We start from the raw sequence: 23,403 nt of genomic DNA, 5'->3' as shown, positions 1-23,403 counted from the left end.
TGAATAAGCGTTATTTATAGAAATCAGGATCTTTACTGATGGCACCACGCTGTGTGACGACACGACATGCAAAAGCTTGGGCTTTTTCCAATGTTTCTTCAATATCCCAACCAGCCAGTAAACCATGAATATACATCGCAGTAAAAGCATCGCCAGCACCCACGGTATCCACCACTTGTTCATGATATGAAGGTGCAACTTGATGAAAAACACCGTCAGTGTCGCGAACTATCGCGCCTTTTTCACCTCTGGTCACGATCAACTGGTCAAGATGAAAATGCGTATGCATTCGGGTCATATCCTGATGCAAATCAGCAGAGTGAAATCCGAGTTCGTATAGCTCGCTTTCATTCAGTTTTACCCACCTTGCTTGTTCGAGCCAGTGATATACCGTTTCTTTTTGCCACCAGGGTGAACGTAAATTCACATCAACAAAAATATCCAGTGAAGGATTTTCTGTCAGTTTTTCCAGTGTTTTATTGGCAATATCACGGCGAGCAACCAAAGTACCATGATAGAAGAAACCGGATATGTCCTGTGCAGGGATTTCGGATAAGTCAATAAAATCCCAGGCATTATCTTCAGCAAAGGTATAAATCGGTTCATCATTCTCAATACGAATATCCACTCGCCCCGTCTGATGTTCACTATCCTGCTGGATCGCTTTGGTCGTCATTCCCCAACTGGTCATTTCTGACAAAATGATGTCACCTAACTCATCCTTGCCGACCCGACTGATAAACAGGGGGGAATCGCCTAATGCCTGAAGGTGCCAGGCGACATTAAACGGCGCGCCCCCTAATACATTTTCCCCCGTCGGGAAACAATCAAATAAGGCTTCACCAAAAATAGTTAGCTTGCTTGATGATTTCATGATGATGTTTCTTTATTGGTTGGCGTAAAAAAATGCGGTGCAAAATGTGCCACTCCCTGCAACACACCTGCCGAATAATTACCATTGTTATCACTGTGGCTACTGCTTGCCAGAAACAAAGCCTCAGCATTGCCATTATGGTTTGATAACTCCACCGCAGCTTGTTTAATTTCTGCACTGGCATTATCGACCAAAACTGATGGTATACGGCTAGTCAGCACAGGCAAGTCATTGCCACTATCGCCGGCAAAAATAACTTCGTCCAGTTTGTAGCCCAGTTTTTGTTGTAAAAATTCAATGGCGTGCAGTTTGGTTGCATGTTCCGGTAACACGTCTAATAAGCCGATATTTTTGGGTTCGTCGACACTCCAGAGAATACTGGCCGCCACATTAGCATCTTTCAGAAACGCTTCTATTCGGGCAATGATCGTGTCTTTGTCCATATACAGCGGCAAGTAATAACTTAACTTATGTGTGTTTTGTTTGGTGCTTTCCTGTAAGCGTAGCTCTTTGATGGGGCGTAAAATCTGTTTTAGTTGTGCATGCGTTTTACCGTTCCAGTCTTTATCTATTTCGGCTTCCCAATCAGCCATCTGTTGCCAGCTACCCTTTCCAATCTGATAAATCTTGGTGCCGACATCGGTAATTGCAAAATCCGGGATCGGTAAGGCGTAGTTTTTAATAGCACGTTTGACTAAAGACACATGGCGTCCCGTCACATAGGCTAATTTCACATCCTCACGCTCACAAAAGCTTGAAAAAGATTTACGGGCATCGGCAGGTTCCGGCTGAAAACCATTAGGAATAATGGTTCTATCCATATCCGTACACAGTAAAACTTTAGCGGGTGTCATCATGATGTTTTCTTTGTTTTTGCCTGATGAAAGAACTGGTAATGTTCAAGCGATTCCAAAATGCCGGCGGCAAATGGTTTATCAGCAAAATAAATCCGGTCTGTATCAATCAATTGTGATAACTCCTCATTATGTCTGTTAGCCACTACAGCGGCGAGCGTATTGCCTCGCATCATATCTTCATCAGCACCAGAACCGCCCGCCACAAAAATATGCTCAAGTGGTATTTGCCAATGATCGGCAACATAGCGTAGAGCCATCCCCTTTGATGCTCTAATAGGTAAAATGTCTAAATATTGTCCGAATGCTAACTGTACATGTACGGATTGTTCTTCCTGATGTAACAGCCGTTTTATCTCTTCTATATCCGCTTGCTCAGGATCAATGTAATAACTTAATTTAAATCGACTCTGTTCTGCTTTTGGCTGTTTCTCCAGACCAGGATAATCATCAAGTAATTGACGAACCTTATGGGGTGTCCAGTGATAATCGATATGTTGGGCCCACGAGGTATCTGGCGTTAACTTCGGCGCGTAATAAATTTCAGTCCCCGAACTGGTAATCAGAATATCAGGCTCCGGAATCTGATGTTTTTTCATCATTCTTAATGCCACATCCAATCTTCGACCTGTAGCAATAGCAAATTTCGTGGTTTTACGATTCTCACGAATTAGATTAATGAGTTTATGTAACGACACATCATCACCAATAAGGTTCAAATCGAGATCGGTGAAAATGGCTTGTTCTGCATAAACATGGCTGGTTCTTTCAAGCGGTTGACGTTGTAATAATTCAGCGCGTTGAGCCAGTGGTGTAACCAACTCAATATAACGCTTGGCGTGAGCTTGCCATGAATAACATTTGGCCACGCCCTCCAACCCTCTACTGGAATAGTCATCCCATAACTTATTATCAGTGAGCAGCTTTAGTAATGCGTCTGTAATAGTCGACGACTCTAGTGGATCAATCAAAATACCATTATGACAGTTACCAATGATATCTCGTGGTCCCCCATCTTCTGTTGCAATAATGGGCACACCAGAAGCGGCGGCTTCAATCAAGGTTAAACCAAAAGGTTCTGTCAATGCCGGGTTCACAAACACACCACCTGATGCCGCAGCAATGCGATACATCAAAGGGACTTGTTCACGCTTGTGATGCTTAGGCATAGCCACTTTGCCATACAGATCGTAACGATCAATCGCCACAAGAAGCTCATGGAAGACTTCCTGAGCACCGGCTTCCAAGTCATCAATATCATCACGGTTACCCGCAATAATTACCAGATTAGCCAGTTGTTGCAACCTTTCCGACTCACCATAAGCTTCAATAAGCACAGTAATATTTTTGCGTTTATCTGGTCTGGATAAGGCCAGAATAACTGGTTTATTGGGATCAACAAGTTGATGCGTTAACTTACGAAATAAGTCAGTTTCTAACTCATTACCTTGTGGCGGTTTAAATTGTTTGATATTGGTGCCAGGTGGGATAACCCGCATCTGATCAGGCTGATAATGATCATAAATTTCGTATTGCTCTTCAATTTCCTGATGGGTACTGGTAATGACTCGCTCAGCGGTAGCTAAGGTAATTTCTTCCGCCTCAATACGACGTGTCATATTATAAAGTGATTCGATTTGTTCTGTGGAGAGACCACTCGCCAGTAACCGTCTACGCTTCACACGGCCAAGTGAATGACCGGTATGCACCAGTGGGATGCCTAAAAGATTGGCAACATGAGAACCGACAAGACCGGCATCGGCATAATGGCTATGTATTAAATCGGGAACACGATCTTGTTTTCTAAAAAAGTCAGCAAGATTATCAGCAAAGCCATCCAGATGTTCCCAAAGCTGTTCCTTATAAATGTATTCTTCAGGACCAGCATCAATCCGGACAATCCTGAACTTATCATTCACAACTTCAATGGGGTCAGCATAATCGGCATCAACATGACTATCGATTATGCGGCGGGTAACAAGATCTACCTGAGAGACATTGGGTAATTCAGAGAGAGCCTGAGCCAGTTCCAGCACATAGAGGGTTTGTCCTCCAGTATCAGCATCTCTGCCGAGTTCCAGATTATCAGCTCGTATGAGCCCATGCACACTGATCAGTGCGATATACATCTGCTCAACCGTGTCCCCCATAAAACCAGCTTCTCCCTTTAATTACGTGTATGCATTCAGATATCGTCCTACTCCCTGATACTATAGCATCACACTATCTTGATAAAGATTAGCTTAGGTTAATTTTTCCGGTGTGTATGTATATATAAAAACCGTTCAGAAATAAATTTACTTTCTTTGTGAAACTAAGCGTTTCAATTTTGCACTCAAACGGTGGAAGAATCGATGTTTATTTCCTGCTGCTGCACTGGTCAGGAAATTAATTTGTATTGACTGACGTTTACCTTCAAAGGCCGGATAACCATGCCAACAATTATCAGTCACTTTGAAAGCGAGTAACGCGCCCGGTCCTGGGCTGATTTCATCGACATAATCATTCATATCATGCCCATTTCTCAGGATCCGAAGTTTGCCGGTATCAGCTTCCCATTTCTCATTCAGATAAATCAGAATCGTGGCCACTTTAGTTTTGGAGTCGGTATGAATCCGACCATCTTTTTGTCTGGAATAACCTCTGAGCGTAATCATCATCGGCAAGTCCATCACCTGCACATCAAACTTCTGACAAATAATGCGACGGAACTCCGGGGTATCAATTGATTCTATCAGCGACTTAAATGGTTCGTTTAGATCAACGTCATCTACGTTATAACTTCCACCATCCGGAATATCGGGAAAACTGTTAATGATGCCTTGCACATCCTCAGGATAAATTGACTCTTCTACTTTAAAATAAGGAAAAGGTACTGTTTGCAAAGGCGCATTATCGAGCGAATCCAGCTTAATCACATTCTTCATCATCTTGTCATCAAATCGTCATAAATGATCACATTATCACTTTCTGTACTTCACATACACAAGCTAAAGCCTCTCATAGTGAGTTATTGCAGCGCTGTTGATGTGTTGCTTTTCGTTGTACTCATCATGAAGAACTTCTTGAAGTCAGTCTTATCTAAGAAATCATTGACTCGTAATAGTCAGTAACGTTTATAATGAGTATGATTCTCATTTAGAACTTGACTAAGCAATATCTCGACTTAACAACCAAAGCTGGAGCGGTTAAAAACGTGTTTACACTTGACCTTCGTAAAACATCAGGTCTCATTATCAGCCTGATAATGTTCTTCTCATTTATATATACAGCTCATGCTAACGATGCACAGAGTGATACACGACAGCTTATGCAGATGGCTGAATATATTGGTGCAGACTACAGTGCTGCGATTGCGAATGGGGAAGTCATCAATGAGGCTGAATACAGTGAAATGACAGAATTTTCTGCACTTGCTGTAGAAAAAACGCGTCAACTGGAAAATGGTCAGGACGCTGTAGAAGCTGCTCTTAAATTACAACAAGCTATTGCCGACAAACAAAACCCGGATGTGATTCATCCTATTACGGTTGAACTGCGTAATATTCTGATCAAACTGTCACCGGCCGTTTCATTACCCAGCGAATTATTACCTATACAACAGGTTCAAGCGCTTTATCAGCAAAATTGCAGTGCCTGTCACGGTGCTAAGGGTCAGGGTAATGGTGAACTTGCCGCTACGCTTGATCCAACCCCAACTGATTTTACCGACAAAGAACGTGCAATGAACCGGTCATTAATCGGTTTGTACGATGCTATTACTAATGGTATCGAAGGCACAGCGATGGTTGCCCTGTCTCATCTGGATGAAAAACAACGTTGGTCTTTGGCTTTTTATGCTGGCAGCATAGCGTTTCAGGATAATAAAGGTCTCGCCACTGTTCCTGCAGGTATGAGCATTCAAGACTTTGTCAGTAACAGCCCGAATACCTTATTAAACAAATATCCTACATTGGATAACCAAACCGTCGCAGAACTTCGCTCAAACCCTGAGCCACTTTTCGCTTCTAACGACCCTCTCGCTATGGCTAAACAGCAGCTTAATGCTTCTCATAAAAGCTATATGGCAGGCGAATATAAAACCGCTCAAGGCTTAGCTGTCAGTGCCTATCTTGATGGTTTTGAACTCGCTGAAAACGCGCTCGATGCATACGATCCAAAATTAAGAAAAGATATTGAAAAATCCATGATGTCATTCAGACAGTTAACAAGCCAGTCTGATAAACAGGATGAAATCACTGCATTACTCGAAAAAACCAACAGTCAGTTAAGCGAGGCGCAAGATATGTTATCTGCTGATACCTTATCTGACTCTACCCTTTTCACCGCCAGCTTAGTAATTTTGCTGCGTGAAGGCTTAGAGGCAATGCTGGTTGTTCTGGCACTGGTGACCGTACTGGTAAAAACTGAACGTCGCGATGCAGTGAAATATGTTCACGCCGGATGGGTTATTGCCTTAATCGCTGGTATAGCGACCTGGTGGGCAGCTCAAAACCTCATTAGTATTAGTGGTGCCAGCCGTGAAATCATGGAAGGTGTCGGTGCATTGATGGCTGCAGTCATTCTATTCTATGTCGGTTTCTGGATGCATAGTAAAACCAACGCCGCAGCGTGGCAGGCATACATCAATCAGCATATTCACCGCCACTTAAGCACAGGTACATTGTGGGGCTTAGCTGGGCTGTCCTTCATTGCAGTGTATCGTGAAGTGTTTGAAACAGTCCTGTTTTATCAGGCTCTTATGACCCAGTCAGCGTCGTCTCAGTCAATGTCTATCGCTACCGGCTTTGTAACGGCGACGGTGATATTAGCTGTATTATTCTGGGTCATAATTAAATACTCTTTACGTTTACCTATCAGAAAATTCTTCACCTTCAGCACTTACCTGATGCTGGCTCTATCCTTTGTACTGATTGGTAAAGCGGTGGCAGCATTACAAGAAGCCGATTTGATCAGCATATCGTCTTTCCCAATTGACTTTACCTTATCGTGGATTGGTGTTTATTCCACATGGGAAGGATTGGCAGCGCAATTGGCTATTCTGATTCTATCCGTATTGATATTGATAGGCATCAGGCCTTTCGGCAACAGACAAACAGCCTAAAATTCAACACAAAAAAGCCCGCTGATGCGGGCTTTTTTCCATGAGGGAGAGTTAAGCATTTAAAGCCACTTGAACCAGGTTATCTGTAAACGTTGGCGCATGCCCCATATCAACAAACTCTGCCGAACTCACACAGTTAACTGTACCTTTATTTAACTGTCGCCAATAGCCTAATGTGGCCACCACAATACCAGGGCTGACATCATCGGTAATTTGTGCCAATGCCTCAAATTTACCTCTATCGTTAAAGACAGACACCACATCACCACTCTGGATATTTCTCATATCTGCATCCACAGGACTTATCATCACAAACTGTTCGCCTTGGCCTTTTATCTTGTTCTCCATATTGGCGTAACAAGAGTTCAGAAAGCCATGACTTTTAGGTGAAATGATATTTAAAGGATACTTTTCAGCCAACGCAGGATTGCTTTCATGCGTCTCTCTTGATGGGACATAATCAGGTAAGCTGTCTAAAGGTTCGCCTGGCTGGAAACCGTCATACATTTGCCTGAAAGGTCCGGCAACAAAATTTGTGGCTCCTTTTATTTCCAGCTCACATTTACCACTTGGCGTGGGGAAATTTCCATTGCGGTGAGGAGCACGATCATCTTTGGTACCCACTTTTAATTTGGCAAAACCATGTTCGCGTAAATAAGCTAAATCGATACCATCACAAGCAGGTGATTCCCAGTCAACATAGTTCTCCAGACACTCGCTATCTGACCAGCTAAAGTTTTCTTCTTCATACCCCATTCTGGCAGCAAGACGTCTGAATATCTCGTTGTTGGGAATAGCTTCACCAGGCGAGTCCACGCACTTTTCGTTATAGGTCAGATATAAGTGGCCCCATGACAGCACCATATCTTCCATCTCAGCGCCCATAGAAGCAGGCAGCACAATATCAGCATAAGAAGCCGTATCAGAAAGAAAATGTTCAGCCGACACCAGAAACAGATCTTCCCGCATCAAACCTTGAACAATTTTGTCGGTTTCAGCTGCTTGCGTGACAGGATTCGCATTCCAGCACATCATAGATTTAATCGGTGTATCAAGTCCCAACTCACCCGTTAGTGCTCGACCAAGTTGTATTGCATTCACCACTGGCGTGCCTTGTGGGATCAGATCTGGACGCGAGATGACATCAAATTTATAAGGATGCTCCCATACTGGGAACTGTAAGGCACCACCACCAACATGACGCCATGCACCGGTTAAAGCTGGCAAACAAGTAATAGCGCGGATGGCCTGACCACCACCGTAGTTACGTTCAACTGCTACCCCAAGGCGAATTGCCGCAGGTTGGCTAGTGGCAAACTCACGGGCAAATTGACGAATATCATCCGCAGCTATGCCTGTGATTGTGGCAGCCCATTCGGGTGATCTGGTCTTGGCTCTATCTGCCAAGGCATCAAAGCCAACGGTGTAGTTGTCGATGTAGTCCTGATCCTGTAAACCTTCTTCAATGATGACATGCATCATCGCCATGGCTAGTGCACCATCGGTTCCGGGTTTTGGCGCGATGTGCCAATCGGCTTCTTTCGCCGTTTTCGATTTATACGGATCAATCACCACCACTTTGGCACCATTTTTCTGTGCATCTTTCACGATATGCCAATGGTGAACATTGGTGCTAACCGAGTTGCAGCCCCAGATAACGATGTATTTAGAATGAATAAAACTCTCAGGATCGACACCTGCCGTCGGCCCTACGGTCAATAACCAAGCGGTACAAGAACCTTCACCACAAAACGTACGTTCACAAACGGTTGCCCCCATTTTGTTAAAAAAGGCATCGCCCCCATTTAAGCCATGAACTAAGCCCTGATTCCCCAAATAGCTATAAGGCAAAATGGCATGCGGACCATGCTCTGCAATAATTGCTTTCCAGCGGCTAGTGATTTCATCCAAAGCCTCATCCCAGCTAATTCGCTCAAACTGTCCACTGCCCTTAGGTCCTGTTCGTCGCATAGGGTAAAGCAGACGATCTGGATGGTAATGTCGTTTTTCATAATCTTTAAGCTTGACGCACAAACCACCTCGGGTCATCGGATGTTCTTTATTGCCTCTAACAGAGGTTAATTGACCATTTTCAACCTCATAGACCATGGAACAGGTATCAGGACAATCATGTGGACAGCCACCATGATGCGTTGTTTTTAATACGCTTGCCATATTGCTCTCTCCTCTCTGATATATATTTTTTTATTATTATTTTCAGACTATACACCAGTTTAAAACGGGAAATATGCCCGTTAAGTTATTCAACTGACTTGATAAAAATTTTATTTAAATCAATTACTCACTCTGACATTTTCTTGTAATAGAGCCTCTATACACTTAGCGGCAGATGAATAATTCACCACTTTACCAGTTGGGTGGTTTATCACTTTCATCCATTTAATCAAAGCCAAACTCGTCGTGAGGCGGGGTCGGAAAGCTACAGGTCTTCCAAGTGAAGATGGCTGGGTTGCATTGCTTGTTTTTTCACTCTAAACATAAGGGAATTTTTATGAAAAAAGCGATGCTATTTGTCATAGCACTATTTTTCTCTGTTGCGGCTAATGCAGCAACACTTAACTTAACAAAAGGTGACTCAGCTTTCACCAACAATGCTAGTCAGGAAATTGATCTTGCTACTGGTAGTACAGTATTAGCAAGTGGGACTACAGGTAATGGCGCATGGGAATCTTCGTTCAGTTTATTTACTAATGACGCAACACCAGTAGTTATTGAATGGTCATTTAATCCAGAGTCTAATCTTGATAATGCAACTATTGCATTTGGTGTTTTAGGTGGTGCTATTCAAAATTTCAACATTACTGGTGATTTCAGTTTCACAGCGATATTAACTGCAGGTCTGACATATGTGTTGGATATCTATGACGCAACGGGTAAAGCTTTAAATTACAGCCTATCAGTTTCAGCAGTACCTGTTCCTGCAGCACTTTTCTTATTCGCACCAGTTTTATTAGGTTTCTTAGGCTTTCGTAAAAAAGCGATTGCAGCATAACCCATCTTTAGAAAATCGTCGTTCAATATTAGGGAGCTTCGGCTCCCTTTTTTTATGTATGATTCAATATTTCCTGAGAGAGTATCAGTTTGACTTCTCCACCATCACGCCATCGAGTAACTGCCTGAATGGATTATTTTGTTAGCTTGGGTTATCCCGGTCTTTTTATCTCAGCCTTTTTATCTGCAACACTACTGCCACTTAGCTCTGAATTCGTTCTCAGCACACTATTAATCAAAGGACTATCACCGAGTTTTCTCATCACCACAGCCACCGTGGCAAATGTGCTTGGCTCAATGCTGAATTATGCTTTAGGTTATTGGGCCAGTTCTGCAGTCATAAAAAAATGGTTACGGATATCAGAAAGCGATATTAGAAAAGCGGAAAACCGGTTTAAGAAATATGGTCTTATTTCCCTGTGTTTTACCTGGTTGCCCATCATTGGTGATCCATTAACTGTTATGGCAGGACTCGTAAAAATACATCTAGGCTGGTTTATCGTGCTAGTCACAGCAGGCAAGTTGATTCGCTATATTGTCATCAGCCAGGTAGCCATGTCGCTAAATTAAAAAACCCCGTTTCAGAGACTGAAACAGGGTTTTAACTGGGTTACACTTTTACTTAATGATGATGCGGATGACCGATATCCTCACCTTCACTGTTATAAAAACCAGAAGGTCCGTGTTCGATATAACCCTGATTAATCATCTTCGCAATGAAGGGATCTGATTCACTATCACCAATATCGGCATAATCCGTTGTCTGATAGTCATCACGCATTTTAAAGCTGGCATTAACAACACTTTCATCTTTAATCAGTTTCGTTAACTGCCATGTTTGAATGTGACCGTCAGCGGTATTTTTCCAGCTTTTCACTAATGATAAAGCAGGTAACCATTCAAGTTGGAGATGGCTATCACCTTCTGTTAACTGATAAGTTTCGACTTTGTCACAGGCTTCACCAGAAGTTGATACCAGTGTCATATTATTTTTCAACTTGTCTGTAATCAACTCATGCACTTGTTGCCATTGACTATCAGCATTAGCGTACTTCACCTCGCCCGGCTGATACTCGATAGCATGTTGCTCCTTATCAAAAAAACGTACCATTCTTAACTCACCATTATGGGTGTATTCCCACATATCGGTAACACCCGTCTGGGTAAACTGATTACTAACACGGCCATGTTGACGCCACAACATCATCGTTGCCGTTTTATTAGAGTCACTGTCAGTCATTTCGTACGTTGCCCCTAATAACTCAGGATCGATTGAACAACTCTCGCTCGCCTGAACTAGTAACGGAGAAGTGACTAACACCAGGCTCGCTAATAAATGATATTTCATCTGTATAACCTTCATCGTGTTGATTTTATCCAAACGAAAAAGGGGTGGACTCACGCCCACCCCTCTCTTTTTCGTGTGATGTTACTTAATCGCTTTTTCTGCTTTGATTTCCAAACGTGCCGCTTGATTCATGATGTGATAAATCAAGTTTTGTTCATTCACTCCTGTTACCGCACTTGCACCAGGGCCTGTCGCAAAAATGGCTACATCTTCACCTGCATGTGTTTCAGAATCTAATGGAATCAATGCTTCTTGATGGTATCCAGATAATTCAGTATTCACGGCAGTTAAGTCTTTACGACCAGTATCAGGGCCTGCGTTATAGCTGGCATCAGCATCCGTTTCATTGCCCAAGTCACGGAAACCAAGACCGTTGGTGTAACCCAGAGTGGTATAAGGTTTACCATCAGCAGCTAATGCAGGCTCATCTGAACCAACGCTGACCACTTTACCCAGAATAGGATTACCACGTTTTGGATAACCTGCCATAGTGAATACATGGCTGTGATCCGCTGTCACGATAATCAATGTTTCTTCAGGGTTAGTGTTTTCTAATGCTGTTTTAACCGCATGAGCAAACTCAATAGTTTCATTTAATGCACCATGAGCATTACCCGCATGATGAGCATGGTCAATACGACCAGACTCAACCATTAAGAAGAAACCACGATCGTTCTTGTTCAAGACTTTAATGGCTTTTTCTGTCATTTCAGATAATGAAGGTTCACCAGCAATATCATTGCCACGGTCAGCTTCATATTGCATATGTGATTCATTAAATAAAGCGAAGATTTTATCGGTATTGGCTGGATCGATAGCATCAAAGCCTGCTTTATCGTATACATATTTACCTGTTGGATAAGTAGTCTGCCATTCTGCTACTAAATTACGACCATCCGTTCTGTCACCTTCAGTAGAACTGACGGCATCAGGGCTGTTAAATGCAGGATCTTTTGGTAAGAAATGACGACGACCGCCACCCATAGCAACTTCGATACCGTTAATACGTTTTGCTGTTGGATAACGATTTTTCAGATTACTTTCAAATTCCACCAATTGTTTAGCGATATCTTTACAAGGTAAACCACGGCGTGTGACAGAGGCAGGCATATCTGAAACGTCTTCCCAGTCACGATCCACTGATTTTGCATAAGTCGCTGCAGGTGTAGCGTGAGTGATTCGTGCTGTTGTGACGATACCTGTTGATTTACCAGCAATTTCAGCCAGCTCAAGGGCAGTTACCAGTTCATGTCCGCTCATTGTCGAGCACACGCCACGTTGAACATCTTCACCAATACCGATGATGCCAGCATCTGTTTTAACACCACTCATCATGGCCGTCATCGTACCAGCAGAGTCAGGTGTTTGAGCATCAACATTGTATGTTTTTGCCAGTCCTGTGAATGGAAAGGTTTCAAAGGTCAGGCGATTTTCTTCACCTGGTTTGCCATTTAACTGGCCTTCTAAAATACGGGCAGCTGTAATAGTAGAAATGCCCATACCGTCACCGACAAATAAAATCACATTTTTTGCTTTGTGTGCATTTTTATAAGCTGGTTTGTTATCCATTTTTTCAACAGCGTCTGTATACCAGTCACTGTTAACTTGATAATCAGTTAAAACAGGTTGTTTAGCATAAGCTGTTACGCTTAATGCTAAAGTTGCTGCACCCAATAGTAAAGGTAGCTTGTTTGACATGTGTCTCTCCCATAAGACAATTAAAGTGTTTGGTTGGCTAACGGATACAGCGTAATTGTTATTGATGACATCCAAGTTAAGCATTGATGACAATTATGTGAACTGAGTCACATATTGGCCTGGAGCCCGATTAAGGTGGGTTTTATATTTTCCCTGACACGGACGCCGGGATTTCTTCTATCGTCAGCATTTTGTTTCTTAACTCTTCGGTTACCGCCTGCGCCGATGTGCGATCTCGAATTACTCTTGGTGTGATTAATACCAATAGTTCCGTTCTTCTCACCGCATCTGAGGTTTGCCCGAATAAATGCCCTAAAACCGGTAATTTATGTAGTCCCGGTATGCCGCTGTCATTATTGGTTTTGCTGTCCTGAATTAAGCCACCTAGCACGATGGTTTCACCAGAATTGATAGCAACAACACTTTCAATTTCACGTTGTTGGATGGTGGGGGCATCAATCGTCGAGGTGGTTGTTTGTACGGCATTACTGACTTCCTGCCGTATTTCCATGGTGACAAGACCACTATTATTGACTCGTGGTAATACGGTTAACGACACCCCCGTTTTACGAAAATCAATTTCATTGACTGTTGGTGCGGTGGCATCAGTATTACTCACTGATTGTCGGGTGGGGATAGGAATTTCATCGCCGACATTGATTTTAGCCGGTTGGTTATCCAACACCATCAAAGACGGCGACGATAAAACATTGAGTTTTGATTGCGCTGCGAGTGTATTCAACGCAAACCGCACATTACTTAAGCTATCAACTACCGTGAACGAAAACCCCGGTGTCTGGGCATTTATACCCGTATCTCCTAAATCCAGTTGACTGTTACCCTGTTTACTCCCTATACCATTTTTAAAAAACCATTCGACACCAAAATTCAGTTCATCGGATAAGGTCACTTCAATAATGCTGGCTTCAATTAATACCTGCATTGGCACCGTATCAAGCTGTTTGATCGTGCGTTCAATCATGTCGTAATCTTTGGCTGTGGCCATAATTACCAAAGCATTCCGAACATCATCAGCAATAATGTCGACCTCGTCATTTAAAAAACGGGCTTTATTCGTTTGAGATGCAGACACGATCTCATCATTGTTGTTTAAGCTTGTCTGAGTCGAGCCCAGATGGATTTGGGTTTCACCTGGAGCCAGTGTGTGTTTTTCTGTCGCAGAATCTGTTACCTGTTGAAGACTGGCACCAAACACCTGAGCCAATACATCCGCCAGTTGCTGGGCCTTGGCATTCTGGACTTTATACACATACAGCTGTTGCTTACCCAGATTCGAAGCCATATCCAAGCGCTCAACCCAACGTTCCACATTTAACAGCGACGACCGGTTTGCACTGATCGCTAAAATACTATTCAGACGACTAATCGCCATTAAGCGCACCGGACCATTTGCCGACTTTTCATTATTGTCAGCTGCTGATGTCAGCAGAATATTTTCCAGCTCACGCTGAATATCGTTCACTGAAGCATTCTTTATTGGATAAATACCGACAGACATCCCCGCCAGCCAATCCACATCAAACACAGAAATCGTTTGTGTTAATGTCTGCACATCCTGCTGACTGCCGCGTAATAAAATCAGATTACGTTTTTGGTCAATTTGGATGTCCGTATCCTTCCCAGCATAAGGCATTAAAATCTTCGCCATCTCAGGCGTGCTGATATAACGCAGCGGAATCACATGCACCCCGTAGCCTGACTGAGAACTACCCGATGTTCGGGATAATGCCTGATCAGATGCCACCACCTGATAAAAGTCATGGTTTATTATCAAACGTGCATTATTCATTGCCAATACGTTTTCCAGCATAGGTAATACTGCTTCTTTTGCGATGGGGTTTGGTGTCTGAATAGTCACTTGCCCGCTTAAGTTTTTATCCATCGAGTAGTTCACTGCCAAAATTTCGCCTAATACCACACGAACAAAATCAGCCAGTGATACCGCTTCAAAATTAAGCGTAATATCGTTGTGTTCCGCATTGGCGGTAAACTGTCGGCTAGTCAATGATTGTGTTGGGTTATTACCGTAAACCACTACTTTCTCAAATGGTTTTGTATCCTCCGACGCAGTAATATGCTGACTAATGGGCGCCGAAACCACTAGATTATTGCCACTTTGTCCGGCAAGTTTGGCTGGGGGGTGTGGTTTAGTTGCTGTAAGTGGCTGACACCCAGCCAGCACAATTAACGATACGACTATTGTTGCTAGCCTAATCATGTGTTTGTAGCACTCATTTATTGAATTCATAACCGTTAATCATAAGAAATGAATGTGACATTATTGATACGGGTCATCATCCAAATGACCGCCTGGCAGTATAAGCGTTGGATTGTCCTGTTCTGATGACATCTCTGTAGCCGACACGGTTGTCGCTAAGGACGGTGTTTTTGCATTAAATAACATCACCCGGCGCCTCTGACCAGCTTTATTAAACACGGCCGCAGTTGAGGTAATTTCTTCCAATGTCCAGTCATCCAGCTCATCATTGAGCTGTAACTGTTTCACCTTTTTAGTTTTATCATCGATCATTAATACCATGGATGTGTTATCGGTTATCGCCACCGCTGAGAGACGATAATGATTTAAAAACAGGGTGTGTTCAGTTGGCTCTGCGACCGTTTGGGGAGATAGTCCCGCAAAACGATCAGCAGTGAAAATGGACTGTTTTAACAATGCCGCTGTTGTAGAAGGTTGAGGTAAGGCAATGCCTGCTCCCTGCTGTTCTGATGGTGTCTGAAGACCATCAGACAGCTCATCACCGGCTACAGGAACAGTATGGGAAAACCTGTATTCGCTTATCATGCTCACTAGCGATAAAACGATTACAGCCCATGAACTGATAGCCCCCCAACTCATGATGAATGCTCCGTATTCATCACTTGATAAAAGCCGGTCATCAGCGTGTGTACTTCAAGTTGAGTGGATGAGGACTTAGCCTTGTCATCATTAACAACAATCGATAGTTCATCTATAAGTAATAACGGTTGCTGTAATTCAATACGGGATAAAAATGCTACCAAGCCCTTCATATCCGTCTGAAACTGCAGGCGTAGCTGAATATGTGAAAATCCTTTTTCCTGCTCAACCACTGTGGTCTCGGCACTTATTTTGGTCAGGTCTAATTCATCGAGATGTTTAGCTACCAATGATTGCATTTGTGCCGCCATCAATGCCGTCGAATCACCATGAAATAAAAAGCGCTCACCTAATTGTTCAGACTCATCTTCACTCAGCGACATAGCAGGCTGTTGTAACTGACTTGATAATTTTTGCTGCATAAAGGTCAGCTGTTCTCGCTCACTGGCATAGTGCTGACGTAAGGATAAAGCCGGATAAATAATCAGCAGCCATAGCATGGTAATCAACACAATTAAACCAGCCCAGGCCAGTAATGGATAAAAACGTGAGAATTCAGTTTGCATCACTGACTCGCTTCATGGTGATGGAAAAACGCTCTTTACCTAATTGTGGATCAAAAGTCACAGGTGCCTTGAATGCCACATCGGTAAATTGTTTTGTCTGTGCTAATAATGAAAGAAGTGTTGCTGCTGATGGCGATACGCCCTGGATTTCGATGATGTTATCTCTGACCTGAAAGCGTCTGACCCATGTGTCTTTTGGTAATGTGTCACTTAAGGTATTAAGCACAACTAACCATTGCTGTTGCCGTTGTTTTTGTTCTAAATCACGAAATTGTGTCAGCGTGAACTCGCCATGCTGTTGCTTCCGCACATCTTTCATCGCATCAGTACGTAAGGCCTTCAGGTTTATTTGTTGCTGCTGTAACTCTGTTTCATAAAATGACAATGGCAAATAAAGCGCACACAAAACGCTGACTACAGCACAGGCTGGCAACAGATACGCTGACCAGGTATTTTTTGCAGACTGTGAACGTAATAAATTGAGCTTATCCCGATAAAGACTATCTTCAACGGACACCCTGTCGATATCAATACCCAATATGTTTAAACGTTGCTGATGCTGCTCAAAATCTTCACGCAGCATCACAAACAAACGAAGATAAATCAGCTCAGGATCATCTTGTTGTTCCAGTTCAACCCAATCAAAAATCACCTGCTCTGCCTGAAACGGTGTGTACTTATCCATTTCAAACCACAACAACTCAGCAATATTGTGTTTTGCAGAACGTGGCACTGACAGTTGGCGTGACAATATCTGCTGCTCATCAAGCAATAACAGACTTTTGTTTGGCTTCGGCTTTTTAGGTAAAGTGATCTTATCGACACCATCGACATTACTTTGCCACTCAATATCTTCACCCGACTTAGACCAGACCGTTAACTGATAGCCATGGCTTTTGTTAGTAATACATAGCCGTTGACGGCGAATATCGGTCTGATACTGCCAACGCTTTGGCAGACCAGCATTAAGCTGAGACAACCACCAATACCAAGCACGTGATAGACCTTGTTGAATCTGCTGCCAGGACATCAGGACGCCACTCCCGTTATTTCCTGCCATGACAAAATCGCATAATCCTTGCTTTGGTCCGGGTTCAGTAATACAGCGACTTTCAGACTGGCCATTTTTTTCCTGACTTCAGCACGGCTGGTAATCACAAAACAGCGTCCCGCAGGCAGACGGGGTAATTGTTCATTAGTGAGATCACTCAGGCGCTTACGCTCATTTTCACTGTAGAGACTTACTGGCAGTACAGATAAGTTAAGCCCCGGTTGTTGGGAATACACCGTCATTAACGGTGCGATTTTTTGATAACCCTGCTCATCCATCGACAACAATAAACGTAGCTCTTCCAGACTATTAAAAGCCGCATTTTTAGGTAAACCCTCTCGGCCCGCCGCTTTGTAATGTAAACGTTCAGCCCCAGCAGCAAGGCGTTCATTGTCACTATCACGCCAATCAACAATCTGGTCGGCATATTGTTCAGCCGTGTGTGTCGACCAGCCTTTAGTTTTTAATAACGTGGTGATTAATTCGGCTGAGGCGTAATTCACATCAAGCAGACCATTTTGATCCTGGATCTGAATAAATAATCTGCCTTTATCCGTATTGAGCTGATAAACAGTGCCATTGGTTAACCAACTATGCTGTTCATCCACTAAGGCCTGGATCACTCGCCAAATACCTTCGCTCGCCAGGTACTTGCTAATCAAAGCCCCTTGTTGCTGCTTTATTTGTTGTGTTTCGATACGCATGGTTTGACTAAAACTCACGGCTAAAATCATCAACAGCGAGATCATCCACAGCACGATCAGTAAGGCAGCCCCCTGCTGTTTTACAGAAGTCATAAACCCGTTCGCTGAACACTGAGATGATCCCGCATCCGGGTCACCTGGGCTGGTAAAGACACGACTATCGGATATTTGTCACCACCACGCTGCTGCGCCACAGTCATTGAAATAAGCGGCGGTAATTGATTGTTTTTCTGCCAGTCTGTCTGCCATCTTGGTGCGTTTTTTTTGTCGATATCAGCATAGGAAAAATCGAGCGAATCCACGCTGTTTAACAACGTCAGTTGCTGACTATCATCACGATTTTTCAGCACACTTAATAATGGCTGATACTTCATCAGCAGTTGATTTTCTTTAAGCATCAACTCAACCCAATACAAGCTGTTGCCGCCGGCATGAGCAGGTAAAGTAGAAACAAATCCAAGCTGATGTTTTGCACCTGAAAATAACACCGGATGTGAGCTGCCCTGATTCATCACAATCGGTGAGGCCTGACTGATAAGTCGTCTGACAAATTGAGTCACCAGTCGTATATCATCATTCATCTGCACCTGCTCAATGCCGGACTGAGTCTGTCCGCTGAGCGTACGTGAGGCACTGAATAACAAACCCAGCATAATCGTCATTAAACTGATGGCAATCAGCATCTCCAATAAGGTAAAACCTGATTGCTTATTCATGGTGTGGCCTTACTAACAGGTACTAATGTAGAAAGATGTATCTGATAGGGTTTACCCGATCGCTGCCATGACACATCGGCACTGACTTCTTGTAAAGGTAGCTTTGACGATGCACTGCCATTTATCGGCTGAATCGTTAGCTGCCACTGAAATTGCTTGTCAGTGGTGCCGGATTGTTGAGTGCCACTGGCTTGATATGTCGCCTGAGCAATCAAGGATTCTGCAATGCTGGTCGCCACGTTGAAATCCTTGCCCAGTCGAATGACTTGCTGGCCTTTTGCATACAACTGAAACAGTATGACTAAAGACACACTCATCAAACTGAAAGCCACCAGTAACTCAAGTAAACTAAAGCCTTGCTGTTTCATCACATTGGCAACTGTTTACTTAACTGAATTTGCCCGGTCACCCAGTTCACATCAATGGCAAAGGCATAATGATTATCTGCCAATAGCAACTGGCCGCCGCTACTACTGCCATCGGCATAAAACACGATACTTCCCTGCTGACTATTGTCAGATTGACGGCTGACCTTCGCATCAAGCTTTGTGCTGGCAGCAAGCTGAAAACGTTGATTGTTATAGGCTATTCGTTGTTTTGAAGCATCGAGATCAATACGCTGCGTTTTTTGACTCAGCATGGCCTCATTTCGCGCTTGTCGCATTAACAGCACTAAACGCTGAGATTCAGAGTAAAGACTATGATGTTCCATCACGGGGCGAAATAATGGTGGCAATAAACTCATGACCATCACCAACAAGCTCATCACGACTAATAGTTCAATCAGCGTGAAGCCTTTTGCTATTGCCGGAGATGACAATACCGTTACTCCCAGCTGGTGATGTCTTGATCATCACCACTACCACCCTGCTGATTATCTGCACCTAATGAATATAGGTCATAGTCACCATGTTTACCGGGTGAAACATAATGATAAGCACGTCCCCAGGGATCTAAGGGTACTTTTTTCTTTTTCAGATAAGGGCCATTCCAGCCAGAGAGATCAACCGGCTTTTCAATCAGTGCATTTAAACCTTGAGCAGAAGTCGGATACACACCCATATCCAAATAATAGATATCAAGTGAGGCTTGCAGGTCAGCGATCTGTAACACAGCCGTATCAGCTTTTGCTCCACCTAACTGTTTCATTACTCTGGGACCGACCAGACCAACCAATAATGCCAAAATTGCCAGCACCACCAGCAATTCGATAAGACTAAAACCACGATTATTTCTTTTCATCATCAGCGGAATATAACCACTAAAAATGAAACTTTAATGACAGTGGCTAACGGACCAGATCGTTTAAGCCCAACATCGCTAACATGATGGAAATAATAATGACGCCAATAATACCGCCCAAGCCAATAATTAATATCGGTTCAACCAAATTTAATAATTGTTTAGTTTTGTCTTCCACTTGCTGCTGATAGGCTTTTGCTACTTTACTGAACATAGGTTCCAACTGCCCTGTTTGTTCACCAATTTCGACCAGCTCGGTTAACAGGCCCGGAAAACAGGAAAAAGACGTTAATGCTTTGGCAAGTGAACTGCCGTTAGAGACCTGCTTTGCCACCTCAGTTAGCGCCTGTTTGATTTTGCCATTATTGATTGAACCTGATGCCATATTAACTGATTCGATTAAACCCACACCATGGGTGAGCATTGACGCCATGCTTTGAGAAAAACGGCCAATATTAACAGCGGTCACCAGTGAACCAATGACAGGCAACTTGAGTACTTTGCCATCCAGCCAGACTTTGCCTGCTTTTTGTTTTTGTAGTGTATCAATCGCCAGTGCCAGCACAATAAATATGACCAAAGGCAACCACCAGCTCTGCTCAAAAAAATCGGCAACGGCAAACACCTGCTGTGTCAGCCAGGGAATGGTTTGCTCCGCCCCCTCAAACAAGGGCACAAACTTAGGAATAACGTAGGTCATCATCATCACAATCGATAATATCGACATGATCAGCAAGATCAGCGGATAGGTTAAGGCAGATATTAATTGTCGGCGTAATAAAGCCATGGTTTCCTGATAATGTGCTAATTCATTCATCACCTGAGGTAAATGCCCGCCAGTCTCACCCGCCAGCACCATATTGATATGTAAATCAGTGAAACGTTGTCCCTGAGCAGCCATCGCTTTTGCCAGACTCTCACCACCAGCTACACCTTGATGCAGTGCAGCTAGCGTGTCTTTTAATACCCTTGAACTGGCAAGTCGTTCCATACGTTTTAATGATTGGTCGACTGTTAGTCCGGCATCCAGTAATGTCGCTAACTCACTAAAAAAAGTCAGTAAATGTGTGGGCGATAACGGTGCTTGCTGCTTTTCACGGCGTAGATTAAATATCCCTTTCAGCCATGATTGTTTGGTCACCGACACTGGCACATAACCAGAATGACGAAGAAACTGCACCACGGCCGTTTGATCTGCTTCCTCTTTACTACCGAAGATCATCTCGCCTTTAGCGGTTAACGCCTTATAAACAAACTTAGTCATGAGCATGGTGCGACTGTGTTAAGCGAAGCACCTCATCAATGCTGGTCATACCAGCCAGCACCAAACGCAGGCCATCTTGTTTGAGTGTCTGCATGCCCTGCTCCATGGCTATTTGCTCAATGGTCTTGGCATCAGCTTTTTGTAATATCAGCTGACGGATAGCATCACTCACCATCAATAATTCACTGATCATTGTCCGTCCCTGATAGCCACTTTGCTGGCAATGATCACAGCCAACAGCGCGGTAAATCGTCGCCTGCTCATCAAATGCAATCGTATCAGGCATCAATGTATTCCAGCTCTCTGCTGTCATGGCCATTGGTTGACGACATGACACACACAAACGACGAACCAAACGCTGCGCCATCACCGCATTCAGGGATGCCGCCAGTAAATAATGCTCCAACCCCATATCCAGACAGCGTGTCACCGCACTACTGGCATCGTTAGTATGCAATGTTGAAAATACCAAATGGCCGGTTAATGCTGATTGAATGGCTATTGAAGCAGTTTCTTTATCACGCATTTCACCAATCATTAGCACATCCGGATCTTGCCTGACCAGAGCGCGGAGCGCTTCAGCAAAACCGAGACCAATACGCGGTTTGACCTGGATCTGGTTAATGCCAGTCAGTTGATATTCAATCGGATCTTCGACGGTTAATATTTTTTTCTCTTCGGTATTTAATTGCTGCAAAGCAGAATATAAGGTCGTGGTTTTACCACTGCCAGTGGGACCCGTCACCAAAATAATGCCATGAGGCTGTTTGATTTGTTTCATCAGCCCGTTTAATGATTGTGGTGACAAACCCAGTTGCTGAATATCCAGTGTCACTTTTTGTTTATCAAGCAAACGAATGACAATGCTCTCACCGTGCAGGGTCGGCGTGGTGGAGACACGGCAATCTATCAAACGACCATCAGCATGAATTTGCAGACGACCATCCTGTGGTAGTCGTCGTTCAGCGATATTCAGCTCTGCCATTATTTTGATACGGGATATCACGGCAGCACTGGATTTAACAGGTGGAGAATCGAGCTGTTTTAATACACCATCCATGCGATAGCGAACCGCCAAATGATGCTCAAAAGGTTCAATGTGAATATCAGACGCATTCAGCTCAACCGCCTTATTGAGCAATGAGTTAACCAGCTTCACCACCGGCTCTTGCGATGCCATATCTTTCAGGCGATTCACCAGCGATGAATCATCATCGGTATCTGCAAAGATCCCATCAGCATGCACCCTATCCTTGTCCTGCCGAGCAGCATGCCATTTTTCATATAACTGTTTAAATTCACTCTGGGTAATCACCAGCCTTTTTACCCGTTTCTTAGTTAGCTGGGCTATCGACCGACAAGCAAAGCTATCTTCCGGATTCACCATGGCAAGCGTGAGTTCTGCCTCGTCGATAAACACGGGCAAACATTCTGCCTCTTGTAAAAATCGACTGGCTATCTGATGTTCAGGAGCTTCAGCGGGTAAGGATTTGATGTCACATTTTTCAATATCATGAGCTTTCACATAAGCGGAAGCCATCTGTTGTTCGGAAATCAGCCCCAAACTCACCAGCAAAGAAGGATTCTGTGATAACTGCTGCTTATGAAACGACTCGGCTGTAGTCAACGAAAAGCTATCAACCAAATGATGATCGAGTAAATAAGGAATCACCTTGGATGAACGTGTCACACTTGCTGCTGTCATGAGTTATACATGGATGAATGATAATCTTGAAAGTCAATCACACAGTCATGTCAAAACGATGACAAAGAATCAAAAAGCATTTGATTCTAAAGTGTTAGAGCAATAGGCCGATATAAGAATTATGTGAACTATTTATCGTAGAAGATAACTAAGGTCATGTAAGATGGCACAAAAAGTAGGAGGTAGGACATGAGTATTTCAGCAACACAAGGCAGCCCGAAAATCAGTATCGATGATTATCTGATGGTCAAAAGTGCTCAAATGAGTAATAACAAAGCCAAGCTAGATGGCGCCAATGCGTTAAAACTGATTGAATCAGCTGTCCCTGCACCTACTGCCACACAAGGCAATAATCTAAACGTAAAAGTCTGAGTTTCTCAGACTTTT

At 43.5% G+C, this 23,403-nt stretch carries 22 protein-coding genes and 1 riboswitch; of the genes, 4 read left to right on the top strand and 18 right to left on the bottom strand.

The window, feature by feature from the left end:
- Positions 1 to 10 precede the first annotated feature (10 nt).
- The 4 genes from B2248_RS00415 to B2248_RS00400 form a co-directional block, all read right to left on the bottom strand.
- The gene (locus tag B2248_RS00415; protein WP_273181765.1) at positions 11 to 874 is read right to left on the bottom strand and encodes a carbohydrate kinase family protein; all 864 of its coding nucleotides are present in this window, start codon (positions 872 to 874) and stop codon (positions 11 to 13) included.
- Entirely contained in the window at positions 871 to 1,731 is an 861-nt protein-coding gene (locus tag B2248_RS00410; protein WP_273181768.1) for an HAD-IIB family hydrolase, read from the bottom strand. The genes B2248_RS00415 and B2248_RS00410 overlap by 4 nt, the downstream gene beginning before the upstream one ends.
- Positions 1,728 to 3,878, bottom strand: coding sequence for an HAD-IIB family hydrolase (locus B2248_RS00405; protein WP_273181770.1), 2,151 nt, complete (start codon positions 3,876 to 3,878; stop codon positions 1,728 to 1,730). The genes B2248_RS00410 and B2248_RS00405 overlap by 4 nt, the downstream gene beginning before the upstream one ends.
- Before the next feature lie 147 nt (positions 3,879 to 4,025).
- A complete protein-coding gene (locus B2248_RS00400; protein ID WP_273181772.1) occupies positions 4,026 to 4,655 on the bottom strand; it encodes a 2OG-Fe(II) oxygenase in 630 nt (209 codons plus the stop codon).
- A gap of 269 nt (positions 4,656 to 4,924) precedes the next feature.
- Between B2248_RS00400 and B2248_RS00395 the strand changes: the two genes are divergently transcribed.
- A complete protein-coding gene (locus tag B2248_RS00395; protein ID WP_273181775.1) occupies positions 4,925 to 6,832 on the top strand; it encodes a cytochrome c/FTR1 family iron permease in 1,908 nt (635 codons plus the stop codon).
- A gap of 51 nt (positions 6,833 to 6,883) precedes the next feature.
- On the opposite strand, the gene B2248_RS00390 is transcribed toward B2248_RS00395, so the two are convergent.
- Positions 6,884 to 9,007, bottom strand: coding sequence for a molybdopterin-containing oxidoreductase family protein (locus tag B2248_RS00390; RefSeq protein ID WP_273181777.1), 2,124 nt, complete (start codon positions 9,005 to 9,007; stop codon positions 6,884 to 6,886).
- Between the two features lie 224 nt (positions 9,008 to 9,231).
- Positions 9,232 to 9,310, top strand: a riboswitch (cyclic di-GMP riboswitch).
- Between the two features lie 34 nt (positions 9,311 to 9,344).
- Here B2248_RS00390 and B2248_RS00385 point away from each other — a divergent pair.
- Complete coding sequence (locus B2248_RS00385) at positions 9,345 to 9,845, top strand: hypothetical protein (protein ID WP_273181779.1); 501 nt, start codon at positions 9,345 to 9,347, stop codon at positions 9,843 to 9,845.
- Positions 9,846 to 9,973: 128 nt separating this feature from the next.
- Positions 9,974 to 10,414, top strand: a complete 441-nt coding sequence (locus tag B2248_RS00380) for a YqaA family protein (RefSeq protein WP_273181781.1) — start codon at positions 9,974 to 9,976, stop codon at positions 10,412 to 10,414.
- A gap of 52 nt (positions 10,415 to 10,466) precedes the next feature.
- On the opposite strand, the gene B2248_RS00375 is transcribed toward B2248_RS00380, so the two are convergent.
- The 13 genes from B2248_RS00375 to gspE form a co-directional block, all read right to left on the bottom strand.
- Positions 10,467 to 11,192: a hypothetical protein gene (locus B2248_RS00375; RefSeq protein ID WP_273181784.1), complete on the bottom strand. Its 726-nt coding sequence runs from the start codon at positions 11,190 to 11,192 to the stop codon at positions 10,467 to 10,469.
- An 81-nt stretch (positions 11,193 to 11,273) separates the two neighbouring features.
- Positions 11,274 to 12,890: an alkaline phosphatase gene (locus tag B2248_RS00370; protein ID WP_273181786.1), complete on the bottom strand. Its 1,617-nt coding sequence runs from the start codon at positions 12,888 to 12,890 to the stop codon at positions 11,274 to 11,276.
- 142 nt (positions 12,891 to 13,032) lie between these two features.
- A complete protein-coding gene (gene gspD / locus B2248_RS00365; protein ID WP_273181788.1) occupies positions 13,033 to 15,129 on the bottom strand; it encodes a type II secretion system secretin GspD in 2,097 nt (698 codons plus the stop codon).
- Positions 15,130 to 15,189: 60 nt separating this feature from the next.
- Complete coding sequence (locus B2248_RS00360; RefSeq protein ID WP_273181790.1) at positions 15,190 to 15,768, bottom strand: hypothetical protein; 579 nt, start codon at positions 15,766 to 15,768, stop codon at positions 15,190 to 15,192.
- On the bottom strand, positions 15,765 to 16,334 hold the full coding sequence (gene gspM, locus B2248_RS00355; protein ID WP_273181792.1) for a type II secretion system protein GspM: 570 nt from the start codon (positions 16,332 to 16,334) through the stop codon (positions 15,765 to 15,767). The genes B2248_RS00360 and gspM overlap by 4 nt, the downstream gene beginning before the upstream one ends.
- Positions 16,324 to 17,394 (bottom strand): PilN domain-containing protein, encoded by a 1,071-nt coding sequence (locus B2248_RS00350; protein ID WP_273181795.1) that lies wholly within the window; start codon positions 17,392 to 17,394, stop codon positions 16,324 to 16,326. The genes gspM and B2248_RS00350 overlap by 11 nt, the downstream gene beginning before the upstream one ends.
- Complete coding sequence (locus B2248_RS00345; RefSeq protein ID WP_273181798.1) at positions 17,364 to 18,182, bottom strand: general secretion pathway protein GspK; 819 nt, start codon at positions 18,180 to 18,182, stop codon at positions 17,364 to 17,366. The genes B2248_RS00350 and B2248_RS00345 overlap by 31 nt, the downstream gene beginning before the upstream one ends.
- A complete protein-coding gene (locus B2248_RS00340) occupies positions 18,179 to 18,805 on the bottom strand; it encodes a prepilin-type N-terminal cleavage/methylation domain-containing protein (RefSeq protein ID WP_273181801.1) in 627 nt (208 codons plus the stop codon). The genes B2248_RS00345 and B2248_RS00340 overlap by 4 nt, the downstream gene beginning before the upstream one ends.
- The gene (locus B2248_RS00335; RefSeq protein WP_273182759.1) at positions 18,802 to 19,173 is read right to left on the bottom strand and encodes a type IV pilus modification PilV family protein; all 372 of its coding nucleotides are present in this window, start codon (positions 19,171 to 19,173) and stop codon (positions 18,802 to 18,804) included. The genes B2248_RS00340 and B2248_RS00335 overlap by 4 nt, the downstream gene beginning before the upstream one ends.
- Positions 19,173 to 19,625 carry a GspH/FimT family pseudopilin gene (locus tag B2248_RS00330; protein WP_273181803.1) on the bottom strand — a complete coding sequence of 151 codons (453 nt, stop codon included), beginning with the start codon at positions 19,623 to 19,625 and terminating at the stop codon, positions 19,173 to 19,175. Before B2248_RS00330 ends, B2248_RS00335 begins: the two co-directional genes overlap by 1 nt.
- 5 nt (positions 19,626 to 19,630) lie before the next feature.
- Positions 19,631 to 20,050 (bottom strand): type II secretion system major pseudopilin GspG, encoded by a 420-nt coding sequence (gspG, locus tag B2248_RS00325; RefSeq protein WP_273181806.1) that lies wholly within the window; start codon positions 20,048 to 20,050, stop codon positions 19,631 to 19,633.
- A 43-nt stretch (positions 20,051 to 20,093) separates the two neighbouring features.
- Entirely contained in the window at positions 20,094 to 21,311 is a 1,218-nt protein-coding gene (locus tag B2248_RS00320; RefSeq protein WP_273181809.1) for a type II secretion system F family protein, read from the bottom strand.
- Positions 21,304 to 23,016: a type II secretion system ATPase GspE gene (gspE, locus tag B2248_RS00315; protein ID WP_273181811.1), complete on the bottom strand. Its 1,713-nt coding sequence runs from the start codon at positions 23,014 to 23,016 to the stop codon at positions 21,304 to 21,306. The genes B2248_RS00320 and gspE overlap by 8 nt, the downstream gene beginning before the upstream one ends.
- A 189-nt stretch (positions 23,017 to 23,205) precedes the next feature.
- Between gspE and B2248_RS00310 the strand changes: the two genes are divergently transcribed.
- A complete protein-coding gene (locus tag B2248_RS00310) occupies positions 23,206 to 23,388 on the top strand; it encodes a hypothetical protein (RefSeq protein ID WP_007145450.1) in 183 nt (60 codons plus the stop codon).
- The last annotated feature ends 15 nt before the right edge of the window (positions 23,389 to 23,403 follow it).

It is taken from the genome of Methylophaga sp. UBA2012 (assembly GCF_002335235.1).
Classification (GTDB): Bacteria; Pseudomonadota; Gammaproteobacteria; order Nitrosococcales; family Methylophagaceae; genus Methylophaga; species Methylophaga thalassica.
Note: the sequence above shows the minus strand (reverse complement) of the source record. Positions and strands in the feature narration are given on the sequence as shown.

Excerpts from the sequence above, each read along its gene's own strand:
- B2248_RS00415 (WP_273181765.1), bottom strand. The coding sequence starts at position 874 with ATGAAATCATCAAGCAAGCTAACTATTTTTGGTGAAGCCTTATTTGAT.
- B2248_RS00410 (WP_273181768.1), bottom strand. The coding sequence starts at position 1,731 with ATGATGACACCCGCTAAAGTTTTACTGTGTACGGATATGGATAGAACC.
- B2248_RS00405 (WP_273181770.1), bottom strand. The coding sequence starts at position 3,878 with ATGGGGGACACGGTTGAGCAGATGTATATCGCACTGATCAGTGTGCAT.
- B2248_RS00400 (WP_273181772.1), bottom strand. The coding sequence starts at position 4,655 with ATGAAGAATGTGATTAAGCTGGATTCGCTCGATAATGCGCCTTTGCAA.
- B2248_RS00390 (WP_273181777.1), bottom strand. The coding sequence starts at position 9,007 with ATGGCAAGCGTATTAAAAACAACGCATCATGGTGGCTGTCCACATGAT.
- B2248_RS00385 (WP_273181779.1), top strand. The coding sequence starts at position 9,345 with ATGAAAAAAGCGATGCTATTTGTCATAGCACTATTTTTCTCTGTTGCG.
- B2248_RS00380 (WP_273181781.1), top strand. The coding sequence starts at position 9,974 with ATGGATTATTTTGTTAGCTTGGGTTATCCCGGTCTTTTTATCTCAGCC.
- B2248_RS00375 (WP_273181784.1), bottom strand. The coding sequence starts at position 11,192 with ATGAAATATCATTTATTAGCGAGCCTGGTGTTAGTCACTTCTCCGTTA.
- B2248_RS00370 (WP_273181786.1), bottom strand. The coding sequence starts at position 12,890 with ATGTCAAACAAGCTACCTTTACTATTGGGTGCAGCAACTTTAGCATTA.
- gspD (WP_273181788.1), bottom strand. The coding sequence starts at position 15,129 with ATGATTAGGCTAGCAACAATAGTCGTATCGTTAATTGTGCTGGCTGGG.
- B2248_RS00360 (WP_273181790.1), bottom strand. The coding sequence starts at position 15,768 with ATGAGTTGGGGGGCTATCAGTTCATGGGCTGTAATCGTTTTATCGCTA.
- gspM (WP_273181792.1), bottom strand. The coding sequence starts at position 16,334 with ATGCAAACTGAATTCTCACGTTTTTATCCATTACTGGCCTGGGCTGGT.
- B2248_RS00350 (WP_273181795.1), bottom strand. The coding sequence starts at position 17,394 with ATGGCAGGAAATAACGGGAGTGGCGTCCTGATGTCCTGGCAGCAGATT.
- B2248_RS00345 (WP_273181798.1), bottom strand. The coding sequence starts at position 18,182 with ATGACTTCTGTAAAACAGCAGGGGGCTGCCTTACTGATCGTGCTGTGG.
- B2248_RS00340 (WP_273181801.1), bottom strand. The coding sequence starts at position 18,805 with ATGAATAAGCAATCAGGTTTTACCTTATTGGAGATGCTGATTGCCATC.
- B2248_RS00335 (WP_273182759.1), bottom strand. The coding sequence starts at position 19,173 with ATGAAACAGCAAGGCTTTAGTTTACTTGAGTTACTGGTGGCTTTCAGT.
- gspG (WP_273181806.1), bottom strand. The coding sequence starts at position 20,050 with ATGATGAAAAGAAATAATCGTGGTTTTAGTCTTATCGAATTGCTGGTG.
- B2248_RS00320 (WP_273181809.1), bottom strand. The coding sequence starts at position 21,311 with ATGACTAAGTTTGTTTATAAGGCGTTAACCGCTAAAGGCGAGATGATC.
- gspE (WP_273181811.1), bottom strand. The coding sequence starts at position 23,016 with ATGACAGCAGCAAGTGTGACACGTTCATCCAAGGTGATTCCTTATTTA.
- B2248_RS00310 (WP_007145450.1), top strand. The coding sequence starts at position 23,206 with ATGAGTATTTCAGCAACACAAGGCAGCCCGAAAATCAGTATCGATGAT.